Source organism: Marinobacter sp. DUT-3, assembly GCF_050379435.1.
GTDB lineage: Bacteria > Pseudomonadota > Gammaproteobacteria > Pseudomonadales > Oleiphilaceae > Marinobacter.
Window position 1 is genome coordinate 34,007 of sequence record NZ_JBNRMG010000004.1, and the last position, 25,239, is coordinate 59,245.

Here is a 25,239-nt window from a genome sequence, read left to right on the forward strand (position 1 = left end):
GCTACGCGAAGGGCTTTTGCGCCATCAGCCTCAGCACCATGGGCCTCAGGATGAGGTCCATGGCCAGTCCGAGCTTGGTGCCCGGGATAACCAGGGTGTCATGCCGCGACACGCTGCTGCCGGAGATCATCTGCAGCAGGTAGGGGAAGTCCACTTCCGATGCGTCCCGGAAGCGGATGACCACCATACTCTCATCCTCAGTTGGCACGTCGCGGACCACAAACGGGTTGGAGGTGTCCACCAGGGGCACCCTCTGGAAGTTGATGTGGGTCTGGGCAAACTGCGGCACGATGTCGTGGACGTAGTCGTCCATGCGGTTGATGATGGTCTCCACCACCGCCTCCTGGGAGTATCCGCGCCTGTTGGTATCGCGGTGGATCTTCTGTATCCATTCCAGGTTCACAATGGGCACCACGCCAATCAGGAGGTCGACGTATTGGGCAATGTTGTACGTGTCGCTGACCACCCCCCCATGTAACCCCTCATAGAACAGCAGGTCGGTATCCGCCGGCAACGGCCCCCATGGGGTAAAGGTGCCGGGCTTGTGCCCCGCCGCCACCAGTGCCCGGTCTTCATCGTGGACATACTGGCGGAACTGGCCATTACCGGTATGGCCGTAGTCATAGAGCAGCGCTTCAAGTTTGTCGATGTGATTGGCTGCCAGGGCAAAATGGTTGCGCTCGCCGAACTGGCCCTTGGCGGCCAGCCGGGCCATCTGTTCCCGGGTGTAGCGGTGAAAACTGTCGCCACTGACCGTGGCGGCCCGCAGCCCTTCCCTGGCAAAGATACGGCTGAATATCTGGCCAGTGGTTGTGGTGCCGGCGCCGGATGACCCGGTAACGGCAATGACAGGGTGACGTTTCGACATGACGGAGCGTGCTCAGGCGTTAATGGAGGCTGTCCAGCAGCCGGGGCCTTTCAATCACAAAACCCTGGGCATAATCCACGCCCAGAAGCCTCAGCATATCGAGAACTTCACGGGATTCAACCCGGGAAGCAATCACTTCCCGTTTCATATAATGCGCCATATCCACCATGGACTGCACCATTGCCCGGTCGGTTTCACTGGTAACCACCTGCTTGGTGAACGTACTGTCCAGTTTGATCAGGTCAACCGGAAGGCTGCGCATCAGTTGGAACGAAACCGGCCCGCTGCCGAAATTGCCCAGGCAGAAGCGACACCCCAGCTCCTTCATCTCCAGCATGAACTCCGCCAGGCGGTCCAGGTCATTGACCGCGGCTGTTTCCGTCAACTCGAACCACAGCCGCTCGATCGGGGCATCCTTCTGGCTCAGCTTGTCATAGATGAATTCCAGCAATGACTGATCGTTCAGCGAATAGCCGGACAGGTTAATACATACACCTCCCAGATGATCCGGATCCGGTGCGCTGTCCCGCAACCAGTCCAGCATACGGCCCACCACCCAGCGATCCACGGCCTGCATACGATCATAACGCTCCGCCATACGGACAAAATCACTGCCGGTGATCAGGTCACCGCCGTCGTCGTACATGCTGATCAACACTTCGTACTGCGCCAACATCCGGGTATTCGCGTGCAGCGGGATCATCTTCTGGCAACGCAACAGCATGCGTTCTTCATCCAGGTTTCCCAGGCTTGCCACCTTCGCGGCAATCTGCTCCTGCCGCGACTGATCGGTTGCATCCAGGGCGTACTCAACGACCTTGCCATGGCCCTGTTGTTTCGACGCTTGCAGGGCGTGCTCGGATGCCCGCAGCCAGCGCTCGGCGGCGGTCAGCGCGGGCAGTTCAGGCACCAGTCCGGCGCTGGCTGACAACCGGTATTCACGGCCGTCAAAGGCAAATTCCGTGGCCTCGATATCAGCCACGATCGTCCGGGTGGTCGCCAGCGCGGTTTCCGCCGGCAGCAGCCAGGCGAACTCATTCCCGGACAGGCGCGCCAACGGCATGCCATCCCCCACCCGGGCGCGGAGGATATCCGCAATCATGCGGAGGGCGTCATCACCCGCCTGATAGCCGGCGGTGTCATTCAGCAACCGGAACTGGCGCAGGTCCAGCCGCACCAGGGCGCGCTCGTCTTCATGGCGGGCCAGCTGCTGGTCCAGCATGCGTTCGAACTCCCGCCGCCCCAGCAACCCGGTCAATTCGTCGTGGGTCGAAGCCCAGGACAGCTGGTCATACACTTTGCGAACCATGCGGTCGAGGCTCTCATCCACCAACGGTCGTTCATACTGGCTGTCGGGAACCACAACGCCCTTGCGCATCTGGCGTGCCAGACCGTCCAGGTCCAGCTCCACGACCCTCATGCCCTGATGGTTCACAAATACGAAACGGCTAAACCCCCGGGCAACCCATACCAGACGAATGTACTGGGGCTCGTCGGGATTCTCCTGATCCCTCAGCCAGTCACCGGTGCGCAATTGCCGGGCCCGATGCACCCAGCGTTGCAGGCTTTTCTGCTCTCGCTCGGACAAAACCTTCTGCTTGTCTTCCCCGGTCTGGACCGGCGGCATCAACACCATTTCCGGCGGATGGTCGGCACTGCGCACCAGGAACTGCTTGAGCTCATCCCGGATCTGAGAGGATGGCATATGGTTGCTGGAAATGGACGACAGACCATCCTGAATAACCCGCAGCAGGTCAGGCAGGTTAATGCCCGCCCCGGGATCATCCGCGAATGCCAGCAGTGAATCGATCACCGTCAGGTAATCCTGCCATAACTGACTATCCGGTCCCTGACGAATCCAGGTCAACGACAACAAATCTCGCCAACCACCCTCCAGCAGACTCAACAGCGCTCTGGGAACTTTGCGATCCGCCAGCTTCTGGTTGAGCACTTCGTTCACCGCTGCCTTGGAGTCCGATACCTTCTGAGCACCCTCGGCTGCAGCGGTCACCCGCTCCACATTGCGACGATACACCAGGTTCTGGCGATCAATCAGGGCGTCCAGTTCCTGCACCGTGGATTCGAAGACTCCGGTATCCTGTTCAAAATCGGTGGCGATGCGATGAATCAGTTCATCAATCCGGCGCTGCACCACCGGGTTAATGCGACCCCCTTTGACCCCCAGCTGGGCCAGGCGGTTCATCACTCCGCGAACCGGGCTGTCCTTATCATCAAAAAAGGCAGGGTCCCGCATGACCACTTTCAGCACCGGCACTTCCAACTGGCGCATGTGGCTTTGGGCATAATCACTGAGCTTCGGGCTTTCCACCACACTGCGGAAAAAGCGGTCCACCACATCCAGGGTGTCCTGCTGCTCCTCATTGAGGGCGTGCTTGCCACTGTCTTTGACCCTTTCCACCACCCGTTCCCGGAGTGTAGCCGCCTCAGCACTCAACACGGTCGACTCCACCTGCAGCTGCTGCAGTTCCCGGTGCAGTTCCCCCGTGGACAGTGGCCGGGCATTGGGCGCAAAAGCCATGGGTTCCGTATCGCCCCGGGCCAGCCGACTGGCGGCCAGCGTGCCGATCAGGTTACGGACAGTGGCGAAGGCGGTCTGGGCGGCATCGGCGTACCCACGGAACTCCATCGGCGCCCGTTTGCCAGCACTCGCGCTCCGGGCCGGAGCAGATGCCGTCGCCGTGGCTGACGCTGCCTGCTGGCCCTGCCCCGTTTGGACGGGTGCCGGTGAACCGCTGGCCGCTTTGCGGCCGGGTTCATTACCCACGGAGCTCCGTTCAGAGAGGTATTTGCTCAGGTCCAGATCCGGCAGCACGCCGTGGCGAATCAGGATGTTGTTCAGCTCCTGGTAAAGCGGAGCAAGCTGCTGAAGCACCTGCTGCTCGAACACTTTCAGGCAGACCTTTTCCACTTCACGACTGGCTTTCAAATGACTCAGCCCGGCATGAAACGACTCACAGACCAGCGACGGTCCCAGCGGGTTGTGGTGGCCAGTGGAGTTGGCAATGCCCAGCTTGTCCAGCCGCAATTTGAGCTGGAGCAGATCCCCCCGGTACTGGGTGTCCGCCTTGGTAACCATCACCCGTATGGTCAGCCAGTCTTCAAACTCGCCCTTGTCCACCACCGACAGCTCCGAGCCCGGAAACCCTTTTCTCGCCGGCTTGAGAGGCGATTCCAGGCTCTGTGCCATCTGGTGCCAGATCACCCGCTGCCGCGCTTCAAGCTGGCCCGAGGCGTCCATATACTCGTTTGCCTGCTGGTCACTACTTGCCTTCCGGGCCGCCTGCTTCAGCGCCACAATCATCTGCGCCAGACAGGCATCCATCAGCGGTTCAATAAACTGGACAACGGCGCGGGCAGACTGGTGCAGGACAAACTGCACCCGGTCACTGGGCGCTCGCAATGCAGCCCGTTCCTGGAAGCGGTCGCCACCACACTGTTTGAGCATTGCGCTCACGGCGTCCGGATTGGCACGGACAAAATGCACGCCCATGGCCCTTTCGATACGACGAACGATACTGACGTACAGTTCATGACGACGATTGCCATCCGCCGAGCGGAAACGCACGATAATCTCCTCGGGCACGCCCCGGGCTATCGCTCGCTCAAGTTTGCGGGAGGTGTCGCCCGAGTATCGAATGAACAAGCCTTCGGCACAAAAATCCGCAATCTGGCACGGCCACACCTCACCCGCCCCAAGATCCAGCTGGGCCGCGAGTTTGATGGGCTGTCGGGGGCTTGTGCGACGTTCTCTGGGATCCATGAACTACCTGATATTCGGCCAAGGCCAGGGTGGGTCGGAGACCGTTGCCTCACCCTGGTCAGCGTCCCTGAAACGGTGACCCGTGTCACCTGCTACTATACGGGGAACATGTCTGTAATATAGTGGGATATCCCGTTGCGAGACAGCCTCACCTTCACATTGTGAACCATGATACAGCTTAATCAGATCTATCTTCTTTTGCTACTGGTAGCGGTGCTTCCAGGGTGTTCGACCATTGGCTACTACAGCCAGGCAGTTGGCGGCCATGTCTCGCTGATGCTGGCTTCGCAACCGGTCGACAGCCTGCTGACGGATCCCGGTACCGACGACGAACTGAAACGTAAACTGACCATCGCCCGGAACGCTCGCCACTTCGCAGAGAACCGGCTGGCATTGCCCGCCGACGACGCATTCACCGAGTATTCCGAGCTGGAACGCCCCTGGGTGGTGGTCAACCTGGTGGCGGTCCCGGAGTTCTCACTCACCCCCCATCAGTGGTGTTACCCCGTCGTCGGGTGTCAGGCTTACCGGGGCTATTTCAGCCTTGGGGATGCGCAGGAGGAGCAACGCCAGTTCGACAGGCAGGGCTTTGATACCTTTATCGGCGCAGTAACAGCCTACTCGACCCTGGGCTGGTTCGATGACCCGCTGCACAGCGGGTTCACCCATTTGTCAGATGATCGCATGGTGGCCCTGATGTTCCACGAACTGGCCCACCAGGTGGTCTATATTGACGAAGACACGGCGTTCAACGAGAGCTTTGCCACAGCCGTGGAACTGGAGGGCCTGAGACTGTGGCTGGAAGAGCGTGGCGAAGGTAACCAGTTTGCCGCAGCGCTGCAACGGCTGTCGCAAAGGAATCAGACCCTGGCCCTGGTGGAACACGCCTCCAGTGAGCTGGAGGCGCTGTACGGGCGTGAGGGGGAACTGTCCGTTGAGACCATGAGAACCAGAAAAAAGCAGGTATTCGCAGAGCTGATCAATCGCTACAACGAGATGGCCAGCCAGTGGGATCAGCCCGGCCCGTTCGGCAGCGCTATCGAAACACTGAACAACGCCAATATTGCCCTGTTCCGGCAATACAATCAGTACGTGCCCGGTTTCCGACAACTACTGAAAGAGCAGGACTACCAGTTTGACGATTTCTTTGACCGGGTAAGAGCTCTGTCTGAACTGGACCAGGAACAACGGACACTGACCCTGTCGGCCTTGTCACAACGGTTTGACGAACACCTTTGAGTTGCGCTGGGTGTTGTAGGAGGCCAGCTTGGGGCCCGGCAACGCCTGTACTGTCGAGGGCTGGAATCCACGTTCGCGGAACCAGTGCTCGGTCTGGGTGGTCAGCACAAACAACCGCTGGATGCCCTGGCTACGGGCCAGTTTCTCCACCATTGCAAAGATATCGTCACCGCGACCGGCACGGCGGTATTTCGGGTCCACGGCAAAACACGACAGCTCACCCGCGCCCTCGTCCGGGTAACAATGGAGCGCGGCACAGCCGACGATCGTGCCGTCACGTTCGGCAACCACAAACCGGTCGATCTCGGTTTCCAGCATTTCCCGCGAGCGCCGCACCAGAATCCCCTGCTCTTCCAGCGGTTGAATCAGCTCCAGGATGCCACCAATGTCCTCAACCCGCGCCTGGCGGATCTGCTCATAGTTGTCACCGCTGACCAGCGTGCCGGAACCATCCCGGGTAAACAGCTCCTCCAGCAACGCGCCATCCTCCACGTAGCTGATAATGTGGGAGCGTCGCACCCCTTTCACACAGGCATCGCAGGCCGCTTTCAACAAAGCGGCATCGTGGCCGGTTACAGCCCCTTCGGCCAATCGTTGAGTGGCCTGCTTTGCGGACAGCTCCCGAATCAATGCCCCGTCGGGCTCAAGCAGCCCCTGATCGTCAATAAACATGATGAGCTTTTCTGCCTGCAGCGCCGCCGCCACCTGGCTGCCGACATCTTCGTAAGACAGGTTGAAGGCGTCCCCGGTGGGGGAAAACCCCTGGGGTGGCAACAAAACGATGTGGCCCAGTTCCAGCAGCTTTTCTATCCCGGCCACATCCACCCGGCGAACACGACCGGTGTACCCAAAATCGATGCCGTCGAGAACGCCAACCGGGCGCGCCGCCACGAAATTGCCACCACTGACCCGGATACGGGCATTGTGCATGGGGGAATTCACCAGGCCCATGGACAGCTGACTTTCCAGATATGCCCGCAACCCGCCAATCGCTTGCAGCACCAGGGGCAGTTGTTGCTCCCGGGTGACCCGCAAGCCACGATGGAATGACGATTCCAAACCGGCTTCATCCAGTCTTTCCTGAATCTGCGGCCTTGCCCCGAACACCACCACCAGGCGCACACCAAGACTGCTCAGCAGTGCGATATCGTGGATAATATTGATGAAATTATCATGGGCAATCGCATCCCCACCGATGGTCAGCACCACCGTGCGCCCCCGGTGCGCGTTGATGTAGGGGGAGGAATGGCGGAATCCATGCAGCCAGTCGTTAGATTTCAATCGTCTCTCCTGATGGCCTGTACCCTACAGGCAAAACTGTTTGATCAACCCCTTGAGGATCGTCACGGTCGGGTCGAGCTGAGACAGTTCCAGGAACTCATCCGGCTGGTGCGCCTGATCAATCGACCCCGGCCCCATGACCAGTGTTTCCAATCCAAGTTTCTGCAGCCACGGCGCCTCGGTGGCAAACGCCACGGCATGGGCGGTATGACCGGTCAGCTTCTCACAGGCACTGACCAGCTGCGCATCCGCCGGGGTTTCAAACGGTGGCACGCCGTCGAACAACGGCTCAAACACCATGGACAGTTCACGGCGCTCGGCCACCGGCTGCAACTTGCCGAGGATGGCCTGGCGCAAGGATGCCATATCCATCCCCGGTAACGGCCGCAAATCGAAATGCAGCTCACAACTGGCACAGATCCGGTTGGGATTGTCACCGCCGTGAATACACCCCAGGTTCATGGTCGGCACTTCTACCCTGAAATTCGGGTTCCGGTATTGCTCCTGCCAGGCAGAGCGCAGGCCCAACAGCTCGCCCAGCGCTTCGTGCATACCTTCCAGGGCATTGCGGCCAAGGGCAGGATCAGACGAATGGCCTGACTGCCCCTCAAACACCAGCCGCTCCATCATAATGCCCTTGTGCATTCGCACCGGCTTCAGCCCGGTGGGCTCGCCGATCACCGCATACCGTGCCTGCGGTCGTCCCGCTTCCGCCAGCGCGCGGGCGCCATTCATCGAGCTTTCCTCGTCAGCCGTGGCAAGGATGATCAATGGCTGTTTCAGCTCCTGACCGGCAAACGCTCGGGCGGCCTCTATGGCGAGCGGGAAAAAACCTTTCATATCGCAGGTGCCCAATCCGTACCAGCGATCATCCCGTTCCGTCAGGGTGAACGGATCGCTCTGCCAGCGCTTATCATCAAAGGGCACAGTGTCTGTGTGCCCGGACAGCACCAGCCCACCCGGACCACTGCCAAGCGTGGCAATCATATTGAACTTGCCCGGCATGCCGGGCACTTCCATCAATTCCACTTTGAACCCCAGCGGCTCCAGCCATTCCGCCAGCGTCTGTACAACGGCTTCGTTGCTTTGGTCCCAGTCCGGTGTTGCGCTGCTGATGGATGGCAGGGCAATCAGCCGGGTCAGCATCTCGCGGATACCCGGAACCACATCGGCTTTGTTCGTGGACTCAGACATAAAAGAATTCCTGGCCCGATTTCGGGTCACTGGGTCTGGCCACGCCGCCAGACCTCAAACTTATCAATGGCCCGAATCATCATCGGATAGGCAATCTCGCCGCCGCCGACAATCCGGGCAACCTCCAGAGTCTGCTCGCCAACACTGGCCAGCCGCCCCTCCACGACATTGTCATTGGACAGGGTAATTCTCACGTTTCGCCCAACCCAACGTTCCGCTTCTGTCAGATCGGCAGGGTACCAGCCCGCCACCAAATCACCTTCGCCTTCCGGTATCACCGGTTGCAGCGCCTGCTCCGAGACAGCCGGCTCTGGCGGCTCGACCGCCCGCAGATAGACATCGGGCACTGACTGCCCATTGTAGTTGACCGCCAGCGTTCCGGCACCGTCCTGGTTCGCGCCCCGCACCGGAACACCGAAGACAGGCTGAGCTGGATCCAGGGTCAGGGTCAGCTCGCCGCCTTCGGTCAGCCATTGCCGGTACAACGCCAGCAATTGGCCACTGGCCTCAAAGCCCCGGGCACTCAGCCCCTGGCGAAAGGCATCCATGACTATACTGGTCCATTCATCCGTCGCCACTGAAGATTCGCGGGCGCAATAAGCGGCAACCCGGCGCATCAGACCACCGTCACGAACAGTCACTGTTATCGGTTCGCTCCCGGCCCGCACCATTCGGTCGGGGTTGAGGATATTCACTCGAGCCCCCGGCCACTGGATTTCCAGGCTGCCGGTACTCGCCGTTGTCAGCTCCAGGTACAGGTGACCTGGGTGCTGCCGGATCAGGGCCTCGCCAGAGATGCTGTTCACTCCCATGCGCACCAGGTCCCCGCTGCCCAGTTGCTGGCGGTGATCGGGCCCACAGACCGGGGCAAACAATGCGGGGTTGGTCTCGCCGGAAGCGGTGACCCAGTTGCGGAACATGGTTGCTTCCAGGACCAGGCGAAGGTTGTCCACCCGCAGGGACCAGGACGGCGGCAGGTTACCCGGGTCCACCAGCGCGGTCAGGAGATGCAACGGCGAGCCTGCGTCAAACGCCGCGCGGCCAATATCGACTGGCTGCGCCAGACGGAAATCCTGATAACTGGCACCCGTCAGCAACAGGCGCCCCTCAATTCCGGAGCTGATCGCGCCCCGTTTAATAACCCCGGCACTCTCAACCGCATCCCGGGCTTCAGCCAGACGCTGGTCTGCCAGCCACCAGACAGCCGCCTTGAACAGCAACCAGCCCAGCAGAACCACGACAACAACAAAGGTCAGCAGGCGTTTCATTCATCCATCCTCTTGTCCGGCCGGATATCCACCGACCGGACGGCACCACCAAATGTCAGCCCGGCGGGCTGTTTCAATTGCGGGAGATCAGCGTTCCCACACCTTCGTCCGTGAATATCTCAAGCAGGGTTGCGTGGGCAACCCGACCATCAATAATGTGTGACGTACGCACGCCATTCTCCACCGCATTCAGGGCGCAACGGATTTTCGGCAGCATGCCGCCATGGATGGTGCCATCCTCGATCAGATCGTTGACCTGCTGGGCAGTGAGCCCGGTAAGGACCTTGTCTTCCTTGCTTTTGAGACCAGACACATTGGTCAGCAGGATCAGCTTCTCGGCCTTCATGGCCTCTGCCACCTTGCCGGCCACCAGATCGGCGTTGATGTTGTAGGATGCGCCATCAGGCCCCACGCCGATCGGCGCGATCACCGGTATCACGTTACTGCGGGTCAGCATTTCGATAACCTCGACATTAACGCTGTCAACTTCTCCGACGTGGCCGATATCAATAATTTCCGGGCGTTCCAGCTCGGCGGAGCGATTGACCACTTCCAGTTTCCGCGCCCGGATCAGGTTGGCATCCTTGCCGGTCAGACCCACGGCGGTACCTCCATGGGCGTTGATCAGCGAGACGATTTCCTTGTTGACCTGGCCGCCCAGAACCATCTCGACAACGTCCATGGTTTCACTGTCGGTCACCCGCATGCCGTTGACGAAGCGGGACTGGATGTTCAGGCGCTCCAACAAACCGCCAATCTGCGGCCCACCACCGTGAACCACGATCGGATTGATACCCACCAGCTTCATCAGCACCACATCCCGGGCGAAGCTGCTCTTCAGATCCTCGTTCTCCATGGCGTTGCCGCCGTACTTGATCACCACGGTCTTACCGGTAAACCGCTGAATATAGGGCAAGCCCTTACTCAGAACGGATGCCACCTGCATTGCTGTTTCACGATCCAGAGCCATGCTTTTGCCTTAATAATCTGTCAATTAAAAGTCTGCGACGAGGTCGGGGGCCACTTTCTGTAGCTGGTCACGGAACACGCCTTTGATGCGTTCCAGCGCCTCGTCGGTTTCCGCCTCAAATCGAAGCACCAGAACCGGTGTCGTGTTGGAGGCACGGCACAGACCCCAGCCATCGGCGTAATCCACCCGGATACCGTCAATGGTACTGATGCTCCCATCACCGAAACTACCCTCGCTGGACAGACGCTCCACCAACTGGAATTTGCTGTCTTCGGTAACCTCGACATTCAGTTCCGGGGTGCTGATATCTTCCGGGAAGTCCTCGAACACCTCATCACTGTGGCGATCCTCAACGCCCAGGATCTCCAGCAGGCGCGCAGCCGAATAGAGCCCATCATCAAAGCCGTACCAACGTTCGCCAAAGAATATGTGCCCGCTCATTTCTCCGGCGAGCAGCGCTCCGGTTTCCTTCATCTTGGCCTTCATCAGGGAGTGGCCGGTTTTCCACATGATGGGGCGACCGCCCGCATCCGAGATCACCCCGGCCAAGCGCCGACTGCACTTTACATCGTACAACACATCGGCGCCGGGATTACGGGAAACCACATCCCTGGCAAACAGCATCAGCAGGCGATCCGGCCAGATAATCTTGCCGCTGTTGGTGACCACGCCAAGGCGATCCCCGTCGCCATCGAAGGCCAGGCCAATATCCGCACTCTCCGCCTTCACCCGCGCAATCAGATCCACCAGGTTGTCGGGCTTCCCCGGATCCGGGTGGTGGTTGGGGAAGTCACCATCCACGTCGCAATAGAGGGGGATCACCTCGCAGCCCAGCTCTTCCACCAGCATCGGCGCCAGTTCACCGGCTATGCCGTTGCCCGCGTCCAGCACCACCTTCAGGGGCGCCGCCACAGCGATATCCCCAACGATGCGATCCAGGTAAGCCCGACGCACGTCCTCCGATGATTGCGCACCCTGGCCGCTGTTCAGGTCTCCGGTCTGGATACGCTGAAGCAGCTTCTGGATACCATCGCCGGACAGGGTTTCACCGCCAAGCATGATCTTCAGGCCGTTGTAGTTAGCCGGGTTGTGGCTACCGGTCACCATGACGCCCGACCCGGTCTTCAGGTGATGGGTGGCGAAGTACAGAACCGGCGTTGGCACGGCGCCAACGTGTATCACGTCGCAGCCGGTGGCCATAATACCCCGGGCGAGAGCATCCGCCAGATCCGGGCTGGAATGCCGGCCATCATAGCCGATACAGAGAGTGTCGATGCCGCGCTCGGCCGCCTCGCTGCCGATGGCCCGGCCAATGACATTCACGATCTCCGGAGACAGTGTCTCGCCTACAATGCCGCGGATATCGTAAGCCCGGAAGATGCCCGCCGGCACATCCACCTGTGGCAACGCCACTTCCTCAACCGACGGAGCGTTTTCTGAGTCTGCCTCACTTTCATCCATCGCTCCGCCGCCAAAGCCCAGGACGTCCTCATCGCCATCCAGCATGTCGATATCCAGCATGTCCTTTTCCTGGAACAGCGGCTCCTCTGCAGCGGCCGCTTTACCTGCCGGAGCCTTCGGGCGCGCAGACTCGGCGGCCTTGAGAACGCGCCTGTCCACGACCTGGGACAGGCGGTGAAGGACCTCACCGGTGGACGCCACCAGATCCCATTTTAACGCCGGCAACTTCACCCGCTCGCCACCAAACACCTTGTGGGCCCACTGGGTCAGTACGGACACATCCTGGCGAATGCTGCGCTGGGCGCCGCCCAGTAAGACCCAAACCACAATCGCGGCCACCAAAGTCGGCGCCAGAATCAGAATGATGGCGAGAACCGTATTCAACACCGGCGTGGGCGTCGATGCCGGCTGATAACGGAGAGACCAGTCCGGAGCGGACAGCGCCCGCTCCTCTGCATCGCCATTGCCGGTGCCGTTACTGGCCACGACCCGGGCGGAACCATTGACACTCTGCACCAACGCCAGTTGACCGCCCAACTCACGGTTGTTCACCGCCAACAACGGCTGCAGGCTGGAGGCGTCAAAGACCACCAGCATGCTGCCCGCCATGGCGCGGCTGGCCGGATTGCGGACAGAGGCCGCCATCTGGAAATACCACTGACCATTCCGCGGGAAGGCGTTGGGGTGCAAAGAACGTCCGGATTCGGCCTGTCGTGCCAGGTCCAGGCCGGCAAACCCGAGGGTTTCATCGCCTCCGGCACTGCGGGGAATGTCACCATAGGGGAACAGGTGCACGGCCTGAACGCCGGGCAGAACATTACCAAGTTCCGCAGCCACGGATTCCAGGCCGGAGCCGGTCGCCAGGGCCTCACGGACATGACGCTGCGCCACAATGCCATCAACCGCCGACTGCAAAGTGGCCAGGTGCTGATTCAGGCGATTGGTCGCGGCATCAACTTCAAGATTTGCCTGCAGGTCGGCGCGACGGGATTCAGTCGGTTCAAACACCAGCAGGTAAACCAGGGCAACCGCCAGCATCCCGGCCAGCGCCACAACCGCTGCCTGGGTACCGGCCACGGCACTCAGGCGCTTCAGCCGGTGCCCCCTGGATCCCCCACGCTTCCGCTCCGGCTTGCCGTCCTGTGCCTCCGCAACGGTCTCGTCCGGCTGTTTCTTCTTACCCAGCTTCATAGTCCATCCTGTACCTATAGTTTTTTCGCCCGGGGCAATGAGTTACCCAAGTATAGACCTCCGGCAATGTCTCCGCGTTTACAGACTGTTATCGGCTCAGCGGGTACCGGTCGAACCAAAGCCACCGGCGCCACGAGCACTGGCATCGAACGATTCCACCACTTCAAAATCCGCCTGCACGACCGGCACCAGCACCAGCTGGGCCAGGCGTTCTCCCACATCAACGGTAAACTCGTCCTGCCCCCGGTTCCAGCAGGACACCATCAGCTCTCCCTGGTAGTCGGAGTCAATCAGCCCCACCAGGTTACCCAGCACAATGCCGTGCTTATGCCCCAGACCACTGCGGGGCAGGATCATTGCCGCCAGGGACGGGTCCGCTATATGAATGGACAACCCGGTCCGGATCAATTGGGTGTCTCCCGGCTTCAGTGTCAACGGCTCGTCCAGGCAAGCCCTCAGGTCAAGACCGGCCGATCCCGAGGTGGCGTATTCCGGGAATGCAATGGTATCGCCGATGCGAGGGTCCAGAATCCGGACCTGGAAAGTTTGTCGCGTCATGGAGTGTCCTGTGAGAAGTTCTGTCAATGGATCTGGTCGGCAATCAGCCCTACCAGCTGGCGGGCGATACCGGTTTTGCTTTCCGGCCCGATGGCCTGCTGACCGGCAGGCCAGAATACGGTCACGGCGTTGCTGTCGCTGTTAAACCCGAGCCCGGGCACTGACACATCGTTGGCCACGATCATGTCCAGTTTCTTGCGCTGCATTTTGTCCCTGGCATAACGCTCAACATCACTGGTTTCCGCCGCAAAGCCAACGGTGAACGGGGCATCGGCACGGGCCGCAATGGTAGCCAGGGTATCGGGATTGCGCACCAGCGCCAGAGACATGTCCTCGCGGGTTTTCTTGATCTTGTCACTGGCGCAGGTATCCGGCCGGTAATCCGCCACCGCGGCGGTGGCGATAAACACATCACAGCCTTCGTCCACCGCCTGTGCGGAGGCGGCCAGCATATCATCCGCCGTGATCACCGGGCGCACTTCCACACCTGCGGGTGCGGCGATGGATACCGGACCACTGACCAGCACCACCTGAGCACCGGCGTCCCTGGCTGCGGCGGCGAGGGCATAGCCCATTTTCCCGGAACTGTGGTTACTGATGTAGCGGATCGGATCGATGGGCTCTCGGGTCGGACCTGCGGTAATAACGACCCGTTTACCCGACAGTGGCCCGCTGCAGACCGCGGTAATGCGCTCAAATAAATCCAGGGGCTCCAGCATACGACCGGGCCCGGTATCCCCGCAGGCCTGAGATCCCTGGTCCGGCCCCCAGAGGGTGACTTGCGGATCCGATTCCAGCAAGCCAATGTTCCGTTGGGTCCGGTGATTATTCCACATAGCCTGATTCATCGCAGGCGCCACGACGATTGGCGCTTCGGTGGCGCAGCACAGCGTGGTCAGCAGGTCATCCGCCATACCCTGGGCCAGGCGGGCGATAAAGTCGGCGGTCGCCGGGGCAATGACCACCTGATCCGCCCATTTGGCCAGCTCAATGTGCCCCATCCCCTGCTCCGCCTCCGGGTCCAGCAGAGACGTACGCACTGGCTCGCCGCTGAGCGCCTGGAAGGTCATCGGCGTGACAAAAGCCTCTGCGCCCCGGGTCATCACCACACGCACCTGATGCCCTTCCTTTTTCAACAACCGCACCAGCTCTGCACTCTTGTAGGCGGCAATACCACCGGTGATCCCCAGCAGAATTCGTTTCGCGGCCATACTTGCTCCGTATCCGGCAAAAATAAAAGGCCTATAAGATAGCACGGCAGACGCCTCCCGGCAGCCTGCATCCCGTGCTAGACTTCCGGTCGGATTTCAGTGGCCTGCGCAGGGAGCGCCGCCACGGGTTTCAAGCCATCATTTATAAACAGCAAGGACGCAATCATGACAACTCACCCCTGGCCGGCGGACGAACGCCCGCGGGAACGACTGCTGGCCCATGGGCCCGACAGCCTCTCCGATGCCGAACTACTGGCCATATTTCTTCGCACCGGCACCGCCGGCATGCCGGTCATGGAATTGGCGCGGCACCTCATTGACACCTTTGGCGGTCTCCGCGGCCTGATGACAGCCTCCCGGCGCCAGTTTTGCGAGGTCAGGGGGCTGGGCACGGCCAAATACGCCCAGGTGCAGGCGGCCATGGAAATGGCGCAAAGAGTGATGGATGAACCTCTAAGGCAGGGAGACCCCCTGCGCTCTCCTGCGGACACCCGGCGGTTCCTGTGCAGTCGCCTGGGCACCTATCCCCATGAGGTGTTTGCCGGCCTGTTTCTGGACAACCGGCACCGAGTAATCCAATACCGGGAACTGTTTCGCGGCACCATTGACGGTGCCGCGGTTTATCCCAGGGAGGTAGTCCGGCAGGCTTTGGAGTATAATGCTGCGGCAGTCATTTTTGCTCACAATCATCCATCCGGTGTTGCCGAGCCCAGTCAGGCAGACATTGCCCTGACCGGACGCCTCAAAGAGGCCCTTGGCCTGGTGGATATCAGGGTTCTTGACCATATGGTTGTGGGCCACGGTGAGGTAATATCCCTGGCTGAACGGGGACTGATGTAAGCCAGCCCGGGCCAGATACAAAAAACTGGCCAAATTCCCAACAATTTTTTGCGTTGGGGGGCCAGTTCTGGTATAAAAGCGTCCCTTTCTGGCGGCGTCTGGCGAGCAGCTTGCTATTCGTGGCGCAAGCAGCGACAACCAGAAGCGCGATTAAACGAATTCGTATATTAAGACCATTGCTCAGGTCGGAGGCAAGTATGTCCAGAGTTTGTCAGGTTACCGGTAAGCGTCCGGTCACCGGTAACAACGTATCCCACGCGATGAACCACACTCGTCGTCGTTTTCTGCCGAATCTGCAGAACCACCGCTTCTGGGTTGAATCAGAGAAGCGTTTCGTGAAGCTGCGCGTTTCCACCAAGGGCATGCGCATCATCGACAAAAAAGGCATTGACGCTGTGCTGGCCGATCTTCGTGCCCGCGGCGAGAAATTTTAAGGAGCCGCATCATGCGCGAGAAAATCAAGCTGGTTTCATCAGCAGGTACTGGTCATTTCTATACGACCAACAAGAACAAGCGTAACACTCCGGAAAAGATCGCGATCAAGAAGTACGATCCGGTTGTCCGCAAGCACGTTGAGTACAAGGAAGCCAAGATCAAGTAATTGATCTGGTGACCGACAAAAAACCCGGCCACGCGCCGGGTTTTTTATTGCCTGAAGATTGCCTCAGAAGGTTTCCAGATAGCCTTTCGGCAACGCCACATCCATGGCAATTGGCAGGTGATCCGACATCGGATAGCTGACCACCTCGGAACGACGGATTTCCAGGCTGGGGCTCACCAGAATATGATCCAGAGCCTTTTCCGGTCGCCAGCTCGGGAAACTGTGGGCGGTATCCGGCAATGGAATCAGGTCAGTTTCTTTAAGCGGCGTCTGGGTCAGCAACTCCTCCGCATGATTATTCATATCCCCCATCAAGACCACATGCTGATAATCACCGATCAACTCCCGAATGTACCCTAACTGCCGCTGCTGACCCGCCCGGCTCAGCGACAGGTGCATCATTACCAGTACCAGCGGATCGTCTTCAGAGCCGTAGCGGGCAATAATGGCGCCGCGACCGGGAATCAGGCCAGGCAACTTGTGCTCCGTCACATCCAGCGGCCGGTACCGGCTGAGCAGGCCGTTACTATGCTGGGCTATCTGCCCCAGATTCCGGTTCAGCTGCTGATACCAATAGGGGATTCCTGCCGCTTCCGCCAGGTACTGGACCTGATTGATGTAGGCACTCCTCAGACTGCCTCCATCGCATTCCTGTAGCGCAATCACGTCGTAATTACGCAGCAGGCTGGCAATGCGGTCCAGGTTTTCGATACGGTTGCGATGAGGCAGGAAATGCTGCCAGCTGCGAGTGAGATAGTGCCGGTAAGAGGAGGTGTTGATCCCCACCTGGATATTGAAGGTCAGCAGCCGGATGTGCCGGTGTGGTTCAAACTCCGGCACGTGCTCACTGCCGGAACAACTGCCCCGGGGCTCCCCGCTTGACCGAAGCAGCCCGCCCAGCTGCCTGCGAAAATGTCTGTACATGCTACGAGCTCACCCGACTGTGGCACATTCTCCCAAAGCCCCGAGATAGGTTCTGCTTAGTCTGCGGAGCCGTCGCGCTCTTTTGCGATCAGGTAGTTCACAACCTCAAGAACCGCCTCATGACCACCGGCCATGGACGCGCTGACCGTATACTTGCCATTTACAAGCATAGTCGGTGTGCCGGTGATGCGTGCACCACGGATTTTCGACTGGGCTTTCTGCATTCTCGCATTCACCCCGAAGCTGTTGTAATTCTTGAGGAACTGCTCACCGTCCACGTCGTATCGGCTAACAAATTCCGCCAAAGCCTCACCAGAGTTCAGAGGGCGCCGCTCCCCTGCCAGCGCGTCGAACAGGGCATCATGCACTTTATCCAGCTCACCCATCGCTTCCAGAGCGTAAAAAGCCTTGGCATGGGGCACCCAGGATTTGCCCAGGGCAGCCGGAAGCTGAACATAGTCGACGTCATCCGGACGATTTTCCGCCCACCTTTCTACCAACGGCTTGAAGGCGTAGCAATGGGGACAGCCGTACCAGAACACTTCCGCCACTTCGATGCTCTCGCTACTGTCAGTACGGACCGGAGAACTCAGCTCCCGATAGTGGGTGCCCTCCTGCCACTCGACCGCGCTAACCTGGCCCGCAATGGCAAAGGCCGCAAGAAAGGTGACTGCAGTACTCAGACTTCTCAACATCGACTGTCTCCGGTTCTGTAGATTCATTCAGGAACTGATTATGACCCAGCGTGCGCGAAAAGTTCCACCGCCAGGGAATTAAAGACAGGAAAGGCACAAAAAACCCCGCACCAGGCGGGGTTTTTTGTGCCGGGAAGGCAGATCAGTTCAGGCCGGAAATATAGTTGGCCACGGCCTCGATCTCGGAATCGGTCAGCTTGGCGGCAACGTCCATCATGATGGACGCATTTGAAGTACCGTTACGCTCCCCATCCCGGTAGGCTTTCAGCTGCTTTTCAACGTAAGCCGCCGTCTGGCCGCCCAGGCGCGGAAAGCCCGCAGGCTCGTTGCCCTTGCCCTGGGGGTTGTGGCAACCGGAACAGGCCGGAACGCCAGACGCCAGGTTACCACCGCGATACAACGCCTGCCCCTGGTCAATGAGCTCCGGATCGGCCTGATTAACCACCATGTCCTGGGCGTTGAAGTAGGCGGCCAGATCCTGCAGATCCTCGTCGGACATATTGTCCAGCAGCCCGGTCATTTCTGCGATCTGACGATCGCCACTCTTGATGGCCGACAGCTGCTGGTACAGGTATTTTTCACCCAACCCGGACAGCTTCGGGTACACAGCCATCACCGGCTTGGCGCCACCTTCCCCGTGACAACCGGCACAGACGGCTGCGTTTTCCTTGCCTGCTTCAGGATCTCCAGCCCCGTGTGCCATCGCTGTGAGGCCAACACCGAGAACAACTCCTGCGATCAGTTTTTTCATGCTCGCTCCGCTTCTCTCATCCAAAGTATTCTTCGTTATGCAGCCGGCAGGCACTGGCCCAGACAGGCACAAAACCGGGGCTGTTCAGCAGCAACGCTCAGCGTGCTGCCCGGAATTGGTGTAGCATTATACATTAATCCCTGATAACTGAAATCCAATAGGAAACCCAACCACCGTGTCATCTGATCTGACTCAAAAATCGATCTCATTCAACAGCGCCCGATTCCTGATCAGCGCCTCGCGGCTGGAAGAGTGCCCACTGGACTCCGGTGCGGAGGTCGCGTTCGCGGGACGCTCCAACGCCGGCAAATCCAGCGCCATTAACTCCATCACCGCCAATGGCAAGCTGGCGCGCACCAGCAAGACACCCGGCCGCACCCGCCTGATCAACTTTTTCACGCTGAATCGCGAAAACTGCCGCCTGGTGGATCTGCCAGGTTATGGTTATGCCAAGGTCTCCCGGGACATGAAGGACGACTGGCAAAAACACCTCGGGCACTATCTTAATGATCGACGCTGCCTGCGGGGCCTGATCCTGGTCATGGACATTCGTCATCCGCTGACCGATTTCGACCAGATGATGGTGGAATGGTGTGAACATAACAACCTTCCACTGATGATTCTTGCCACCAAGGCGGACAAGCTGAAGTTCGGCCAGGCCAAGACGGCAATGCTGGACATCGCCCGCCGGCTGAAGACATTCCAGTGCGTGGAGCACCTGATTATGTTTTCGGCAACATCAAAGCGCGGAGTGGATGAGTGCCGCGACGCCCTGACGGCCTGGCTGGAAGCAGCCAGTGACGACCTCGCGGATGAAATCGAGAGCTGAACGACTCGCTGTCAGAGGGTCCCTCCCCGCTCGATCCGGTACCCCAGATCGATACGCCGGTCGCTGATTGCCGCGCCACCGAGGCGGGCAACCAGCTCTTCGGCCGCCCTCTGCCCGACCGCCTCCCGGGGAGTGATCACACTTGCCAGAGGCGGCTCCATGACGCGGCCAACATCATGACCATGGAACCCGGCAATAGCGATCTGGCCCGGCACGGCAATGCCACGCCGCTGGCATTCGAAGAACGCACCAATGGCAACGTCGTCGTTGGTGCAGAAGATGCCGTCGGTGTGCGGATTCTCCGCCAGTATCCGCGCCATCAGCGTAGCCCCGACACTGTATGATGACCGCTGCTCACTGCGCAGCGTTACCGGCATCAGCCCCTCTTCCTCCATCGCCCGATTGTATCCCTCCTGGCGCTGGAGAGTCCGGGCATCCAGCCGGACCGCCAGATAGACCACCCGCTTGCAGCCCAGCCGGATCATTTCCCGCACCATGTCATAGGCGGCAATGACGTTATCGAAGCCGACCGCCTGATGAAACGGTTCCGAATGGGTATCCATGATCTCGACCGTTGGCACCCCTGCGGTTTCCAGCATCCTCAGCGTGCGAGGGGTATGCTGGCTCTCCGAGAGAATCACGCCATCCACGTTGTAGGACAGCAACAAGGACAGGCTGCGCTCCTCGATCTCGGGGCTGTATCCGTAGTGGGCGAGCATCAGGTGATACCCTGCCGGCTCGGTGACCGATTCCACCCCCTTGATGACATCCGCAAAGACCTGGTTGGTCAGTGACGGCAACAGCACACCGATCGCATGGCTGGTGGACTTGGATAGCAGGTCCGGAGCGCGATTGGGGATATAGCCCAGCGCTTCGGCCTCGGCAAAGATACGCTCCCGCATGGGTTCGGAGACATTGTCTCCGCCCCGCAGGCACCGGCTGACGGTCATCTTGGTGGCTCCGACCCGGTCGGCGATATCCTGCAATGTGGGGCGCCTGTTCTTTACCATCTACCACTCCAACAACAGTGAAAGCTGCCTATCATACCTGTGATCAGACTCCGGAATCAGTTCCGGCACCCCCCGCCCCGCAGACCAAGCCTGGTGAGGCACTCGCTGATAACCCGCCCTGGCGTGCCAGAAACATCCACGGCAATGGCATCCTCGTCAGCAGCCGGCTCTTCCAGTAACCGAAACTGACTCTCCAGCATGGCGCGCCCATTGAAGTAATGATCCGTTCGCCGGGAATGCCGCGCCCAGATGGTTTCGAAGTCACCTCTGAGGTAGACGAAACGGGCCGACGGATTTCCGCCTCGCAAACGCTCACGGTAACCGCGCTTCAGCGCCGAACAGGCCAACACCAGGCCGCCCCCTTCCTGCCTGATCAGCGCCGCGAGGTCATCCAGCCAGCCCCGGCGATCCTCGTCGGTCAACGGGATGCCGGCGGCCATTTTTTCAACATTGGCGCGGCTGTGGTAATCGTCCGCATCGTAAAACGGAACCCCCAGTTCGCTGGCAAGCATGGCGCCGGTGAGACTCTTGCCGCATCCGGACACCCCCATGACAATGATTTTTGGTGCATTCATATCACTGCCACCATAGCGCCAGCTGGGGGAACGCAATCAGCAGGCCGAGGGCCACGACCTGAAGCGCGATGAACGGCAGCAGTGCACGGAATATCTCACCCAGGGAAATGTCCTTCGGCGTCACCGTCTTGAGATAGAAAGCCGCCGGGCCAAACGGAGGCGACAGGAAGGACACCTGCATGTTCATACAGAACACCACCCCGAACCAGATCGGACTGTACCCCAGCTCCGTCACGATGGGCACAAAGATCGGCATGGTCAGCAACGCAACGCCGACCCAGTCCAGAAACATGCCAAGAATGAGCAGAATCAACATCATGAACAGGATGGTGCCCAGGCCATGTCCGCCGCTGACGGCGAAGACCATGTCGCGGACGAAATCGATACCACCCATCAGGTTGTAGACGCCGACCAGCGCGGTTGCACCAATCCCGATCCAGATGATCATGCCGCACACCCGCAGTGTGCTGATGGTGGCCTTGCGCACCATGGCAAGGGACAGCTCACCGCGAATCCAGGTGCTGATGGCAATCCCCATGACACCCAGGGCCGACGCCTCTGTGACCGAGGCCACACCGCCATAGATACTGCCCAGCACCACCACGACCGAGAGAATCGGAAACAGCAACGCCTTGAAGAAATTCGGCGCCGGGGTCTCGGGCGCGTCCTGATCGGAAGGCAGCGGCGCCATCTCCGGCTTCAGCCAGACCCGAATCAGAACGTATCCCATGTACAACAGCGCCAGTAGCAGCGCAGGCGCGAACGCCCCCTTGAACAGATCACCAATGGAAACGTTGGCCGTCAGCCCGTAGATGATCAGCACAATACTGGGCGGCAGCATGGTGCCGAGCGCCCCACCGGCACAGGTGGTGCCAATGGCCAGCTTGCGGTCGTAACCCAGGCGCAGCATCTGCGGCAGCGCCAGAATGCCCAGTAGCACCGTCTCACCACCAATAACGCCCGACATGGAGGCCAGGATCACCGCCACCACCAGGGTCTGTATCGCGACACCGCCCCGCAGTTTGCGACCCAGGCGGGCCATGGCGTCGAACAGGTCGCGGGCGATGCCGGAATGATCCAGCAGTGACGCCATCAACACAAACATGGGCACCGCCAGGAATACATAGTTGCCGATAAAGCTGTATAGCCGGCTGCTGACGATGGGCAAGGCGTCCGGACCAAACCAGCCCAAGGCAAACACCAGGGCAACCAAACCGGTGGCGAATGCCAGTTGCATACCCGTAAGCAACAGGACTATCAGCATGACCAGCATCAACAGGCTGCCATAACCGATACCGAGGGAAGCCAGTTCAAACATCACGCACCTCCCTTGCCGCGCAGGTCACGCACCAGGTGCAACAGGAACTGCAAGGTCATGACGGCAACAGCGACCAGGATGATCACTTTCAGGAGCGCAGGGAATGGCGGGTTCCAGGCCGAGCCGGAAGTTTCGAGACGCCAGTCGCCCCATGGCGCCAGCACGGCCTCTGTGGCCATTGACCAGCTAGCGGATAGCAACAGCCCGCAAAAAACCAGCCCCAACAGATGATGAACCACCCGCAGCCAGCGCTGGGCACGGTGCGAAACCGCGTCATAGATCAGCACGATACGCACATGCCGATCAGTGGCCAGAGCATAGAGGCCACCAATAACAAAGAGTGTGGCGCCGGCAAAGGTCACCGTTTCGTGCACCCAGAGCGTCGGGGCATCAAACACATAACGGCGGATAATCTCGTAGAAAGACACCAGCACGATCGCCGCAAATACCAGACTCAACTTCTTGCCCAGCCAGACGATAGCCCTGTCCAGCCAGGTGAACCCAACGTCCTCATCCTTTTCAGGCAGGACAAAATCACGATCGGGATCCGGCCCCTGACCGCACGCGTCGTTTTCAACAGACATAACGAACTCCTCGCTCCGGGCCCGCCAGGGCGCCCGGAGGCTGATATCGAGGGAACCTGCTACTTAGAGGAGGCCCTGGGATTCCAGGTATTCAGTGACCGACTGGTACACTTTCCCGGCATTGGGGGACTGTTCGGCATAGGCCTTCCATTGGTCACGGGCGATGGTGCGGAACTTGCGACGCTCCTCCGCGGACCAGTCATGGATGGTAATGTCCGGATTGGCGCGGGCCTCATTGATGGCTTCACGATCGGCCATCGCCAGCTGGGTGCTGATGTCCTGGGCAAAGTCTCTGGCGGATACCGTCATGATGGTCTGGATATCCTCCGGCAGCTTTTCCCATTCCTTGAGCCCCATGGCGATTTCAAGCAGCGGCAGCGAGTGGAAACCGGGATTGACCGGGTGCGGCGCAATCTCGTTCAGGCCAGCCTCGTGGTTGGTGGAGAATACCGTGTAATCCGCTGCGTCAATCACGCCCTTGCTCAAGGCGGTATAGACTTCGGATCCGGGCAGGTTAACCGGAGACGCTCCGGCGGCGGCAAAGACGGATTGCACCAGCCCTTCCGGCGCACGCATTTTCAGTCCCTTGAGATCCTCCACGCCATCGAGGGGCTTTTTCGACACGAACGACTCAACGCCCGTGCCACCGCCGCCAACAAACTTCACTCCGTATGGCTTGTAGAGTTCGTTCATCAGCTCATAGCCGCCGCCATGGTTGATGTAATCGATCAACTGGTCAGGACTGGACCAGGCGCCCACAGTGTTGCCAATCAAACCGAACGCGGGATCCTTACCGGAGAAATAGCCTGTGACGGAAATATGACCGTCCAATACGCCCATCTTCATGGCGCCGAGGGTTTCCGTGTGACTGACAACGCTGCCCACCGGCAGCAGATCAATTTCGACGCGGCCACCGGTCATTGCTTCCACGCGGTCGGCCCAGTCCTGCTGAATCTTGAAGTTTTTGACGCCGGAGGGGTCCGAAGACTGGAACTTTAAGGTGAAATCGGCGGCAAAGGCATTGAATGCAAGCGTGGCTGTCAGAACACCAGCCGCGAGTCTTGTGGGGAACATACTGGGATCTCCTGATTGTTATTGTGCCGGCATATGTTACCGGTAACATCAGCGATGGTATTGGATTTGAAAAGCGCTGGCAAGGGGGCGGAGACAAAGGATTGCGACAGAAAAAACCGGCCTGCCATCAGACAGGCCGGTGAAACGTCAGGGTTTGCGACGTGCTAAAACCTGAGAACTCACTCAGGGTAACGCCAGGGATGTCCGGATCCCCAGCGTCAGTAGTAAGACACAGGCGTTACCCGAAAGTTCCGCAAATCGACTAAAAAATGATCAAGCCGTGCGGTAGCCCACACTGCCAACCGATGACTCACCATCACGGGCTTCCGGCAACTGCGGACGATAACGCTCCCGCAGCGCCATTACCCGGTCCCGGTAGGCGGGCGTGAGATAGGGAACCTCCAGCGTCAGCACCTGGTAAATGCCCTGTTTGAGCTCGGTCAGGGAGAGATTGGCAGACTCTTCACTGGCGTGGGCGGTTTTCAGGAACGCCATCCAGTTGGTAATCACCAGCCAGACGTTGAGTGACATGGCTGACCGCAACTCCTCCGACTGCGGCTCAATAATGCCGGCGTCCGCCATCTTCTCGAAAATCCGGCTGATGGCATCCAGGCAACGATTGGTGAATTCACGGTAGTCCCGCCGCAGTCGCTGATCACCATCCAGCAGATGCTCCAGGTCACGATGGAAGAACCGGTAGCTCCAAAGCCCGTCAAACACCGATTCAAGGTAGAACATCATGTCGTCCAGGGTCAGCGGTCGGTCTTCGGGAATATCCAGGTAATAATCCACCAGCTTTTCGTATTCCAGGAAGATCTCGTAAATGATGTCCGACTTGTTGCGGAAGTGGTAATAGAGGTTGCCCGGGGAGATGGCCAGGTGCGCGGCTATGTGATTGGTGGTGACGTTTCGTTCACCCCTCTCGTTGAACAGCTCCAGACTGGAGAGCAGGATCTTGTCTCTGGTTTTCATAGGTTCAGTTAGCTTTATTGTTGTGTGACCGGCGGATGGCCTGA

23 protein-coding genes are annotated in these 25,239 nt (G+C 59.6%); 5 read left to right on the forward strand and 18 right to left on the reverse strand.

Going from position 1 to position 25,239, the window contains the following annotated elements:
* Position 1 precedes the first annotated feature (1 nt).
* Together ACQUWM_RS08515 and ACQUWM_RS08520 are read right to left on the reverse strand one after the other, a co-directional pair.
* Positions 2-868 (reverse strand): phosphoribulokinase, encoded by an 867-nt coding sequence (locus ACQUWM_RS08515; protein WP_407002840.1) that lies wholly within the window; start codon positions 866-868, stop codon positions 2-4.
* 19 nt (positions 869-887) lie between these two features.
* Positions 888-4,649, reverse strand: coding sequence for a DUF1631 family protein (locus tag ACQUWM_RS08520; protein ID WP_428921841.1), 3,762 nt, complete (start codon positions 4,647-4,649; stop codon positions 888-890).
* 168 nt (positions 4,650-4,817) lie between these two features.
* Between ACQUWM_RS08520 and ACQUWM_RS08525 the strand changes: the two genes are divergently transcribed.
* Positions 4,818-5,888: an aminopeptidase gene (locus ACQUWM_RS08525; protein WP_428921842.1), complete on the forward strand. Its 1,071-nt coding sequence runs from the start codon at positions 4,818-4,820 to the stop codon at positions 5,886-5,888.
* Here ACQUWM_RS08525 and argA read toward each other — a convergent pair.
* The 7 genes from argA to coaBC form a co-directional block, all read right to left on the reverse strand.
* A complete protein-coding gene (gene argA, locus ACQUWM_RS08530) occupies positions 5,862-7,169 on the reverse strand; it encodes an amino-acid N-acetyltransferase (protein WP_407002843.1) in 1,308 nt (435 codons plus the stop codon). The two genes, ACQUWM_RS08525 and argA, sit on opposite strands and share 27 nt — an antisense overlap.
* A 24-nt stretch (positions 7,170-7,193) precedes the next feature.
* A complete protein-coding gene (gene argE / locus ACQUWM_RS08535; protein WP_428921843.1) occupies positions 7,194-8,363 on the reverse strand; it encodes an acetylornithine deacetylase in 1,170 nt (389 codons plus the stop codon).
* Between the two features lie 26 nt (positions 8,364-8,389).
* On the reverse strand, positions 8,390-9,631 hold the full coding sequence (locus tag ACQUWM_RS08540) for an acetylornithine deacetylase (protein WP_428921844.1): 1,242 nt from the start codon (positions 9,629-9,631) through the stop codon (positions 8,390-8,392).
* Positions 9,632-9,704: 73 nt separating this feature from the next.
* Complete coding sequence (gene argB / locus ACQUWM_RS08545; protein WP_407002846.1) at positions 9,705-10,601, reverse strand: acetylglutamate kinase; 897 nt, start codon at positions 10,599-10,601, stop codon at positions 9,705-9,707.
* A 24-nt stretch (positions 10,602-10,625) separates the two neighbouring features.
* Positions 10,626-13,253, reverse strand: a complete 2,628-nt coding sequence (locus ACQUWM_RS08550; protein WP_428921845.1) for a phosphomannomutase/phosphoglucomutase — start codon at positions 13,251-13,253, stop codon at positions 10,626-10,628.
* A 96-nt stretch (positions 13,254-13,349) separates the two neighbouring features.
* Positions 13,350-13,811, reverse strand: coding sequence for a dUTP diphosphatase (gene dut, locus ACQUWM_RS08555; RefSeq protein WP_407002848.1), 462 nt, complete (start codon positions 13,809-13,811; stop codon positions 13,350-13,352).
* Between the two features lie 23 nt (positions 13,812-13,834).
* Positions 13,835-15,022: a bifunctional phosphopantothenoylcysteine decarboxylase/phosphopantothenate--cysteine ligase CoaBC gene (gene coaBC, locus ACQUWM_RS08560; RefSeq protein ID WP_407002849.1), complete on the reverse strand. Its 1,188-nt coding sequence runs from the start codon at positions 15,020-15,022 to the stop codon at positions 13,835-13,837.
* A 165-nt stretch (positions 15,023-15,187) separates the two neighbouring features.
* On the opposite strand from coaBC, the gene radC reads away from it, so the two are divergent.
* From radC to rpmG, 3 genes are all read left to right on the forward strand, one after another.
* The gene (gene radC / locus ACQUWM_RS08565) at positions 15,188-15,862 is read left to right on the forward strand and encodes a RadC family protein (RefSeq protein ID WP_407002850.1); all 675 of its coding nucleotides are present in this window, start codon (positions 15,188-15,190) and stop codon (positions 15,860-15,862) included.
* A 197-nt stretch (positions 15,863-16,059) separates the two neighbouring features.
* Complete coding sequence (gene rpmB / locus ACQUWM_RS08570) at positions 16,060-16,296, forward strand: 50S ribosomal protein L28 (RefSeq protein ID WP_114335425.1); 237 nt, start codon at positions 16,060-16,062, stop codon at positions 16,294-16,296.
* A gap of 11 nt (positions 16,297-16,307) precedes the next feature.
* Complete coding sequence (gene rpmG, locus ACQUWM_RS08575) at positions 16,308-16,463, forward strand: 50S ribosomal protein L33 (RefSeq protein WP_106764759.1); 156 nt, start codon at positions 16,308-16,310, stop codon at positions 16,461-16,463.
* A 63-nt stretch (positions 16,464-16,526) separates the two neighbouring features.
* Here the strand turns inward: rpmG and ACQUWM_RS08580 are convergent, their stop codons facing one another.
* From ACQUWM_RS08580 to ACQUWM_RS08590, 3 genes are all read right to left on the reverse strand, one after another.
* Positions 16,527-17,387: an endonuclease/exonuclease/phosphatase family protein gene (locus ACQUWM_RS08580; protein WP_407002851.1), complete on the reverse strand. Its 861-nt coding sequence runs from the start codon at positions 17,385-17,387 to the stop codon at positions 16,527-16,529.
* A gap of 56 nt (positions 17,388-17,443) precedes the next feature.
* Positions 17,444-18,082: a thiol:disulfide interchange protein DsbA/DsbL gene (locus tag ACQUWM_RS08585; protein WP_428921846.1), complete on the reverse strand. Its 639-nt coding sequence runs from the start codon at positions 18,080-18,082 to the stop codon at positions 17,444-17,446.
* Between the two features lie 142 nt (positions 18,083-18,224).
* A complete protein-coding gene (locus ACQUWM_RS08590; RefSeq protein ID WP_428921847.1) occupies positions 18,225-18,833 on the reverse strand; it encodes a c-type cytochrome in 609 nt (202 codons plus the stop codon).
* A gap of 175 nt (positions 18,834-19,008) precedes the next feature.
* On the opposite strand from ACQUWM_RS08590, the gene yihA reads away from it, so the two are divergent.
* On the forward strand, positions 19,009-19,662 hold the full coding sequence (yihA, locus tag ACQUWM_RS08595) for a ribosome biogenesis GTP-binding protein YihA/YsxC (RefSeq protein ID WP_407002854.1): 654 nt from the start codon (positions 19,009-19,011) through the stop codon (positions 19,660-19,662).
* Positions 19,663-19,673: 11 nt separating this feature from the next.
* Here the strand turns inward: yihA and ACQUWM_RS08600 are convergent, their stop codons facing one another.
* The 6 genes from ACQUWM_RS08600 to ACQUWM_RS08625 all read right to left on the reverse strand — a co-directional run bounded on the left by ACQUWM_RS08600 (position 19,674) and on the right by ACQUWM_RS08625 (position 25,195).
* Positions 19,674-20,672: a substrate-binding domain-containing protein gene (locus ACQUWM_RS08600; protein WP_407002855.1), complete on the reverse strand. Its 999-nt coding sequence runs from the start codon at positions 20,670-20,672 to the stop codon at positions 19,674-19,676.
* A gap of 56 nt (positions 20,673-20,728) precedes the next feature.
* On the reverse strand, positions 20,729-21,247 hold the full coding sequence (locus ACQUWM_RS08605; RefSeq protein WP_428921848.1) for a gluconokinase: 519 nt from the start codon (positions 21,245-21,247) through the stop codon (positions 20,729-20,731).
* 1 nt (position 21,248) lies between these two features.
* A complete protein-coding gene (locus ACQUWM_RS08610) occupies positions 21,249-22,565 on the reverse strand; it encodes a TRAP transporter large permease (protein ID WP_406989398.1) in 1,317 nt (438 codons plus the stop codon).
* A complete protein-coding gene (locus ACQUWM_RS08615; protein ID WP_428921849.1) occupies positions 22,565-23,149 on the reverse strand; it encodes a TRAP transporter small permease subunit in 585 nt (194 codons plus the stop codon). Before ACQUWM_RS08615 ends, ACQUWM_RS08610 begins: the two co-directional genes overlap by 1 nt.
* 63 nt (positions 23,150-23,212) lie before the next feature.
* Entirely contained in the window at positions 23,213-24,223 is a 1,011-nt protein-coding gene (locus ACQUWM_RS08620; RefSeq protein ID WP_407002858.1) for a TRAP transporter substrate-binding protein, read from the reverse strand.
* 273 nt (positions 24,224-24,496) lie between these two features.
* Positions 24,497-25,195 (reverse strand): TetR/AcrR family transcriptional regulator, encoded by a 699-nt coding sequence (locus ACQUWM_RS08625; protein ID WP_428921850.1) that lies wholly within the window; start codon positions 25,193-25,195, stop codon positions 24,497-24,499.
* Positions 25,196-25,239 lie beyond the last annotated feature (44 nt).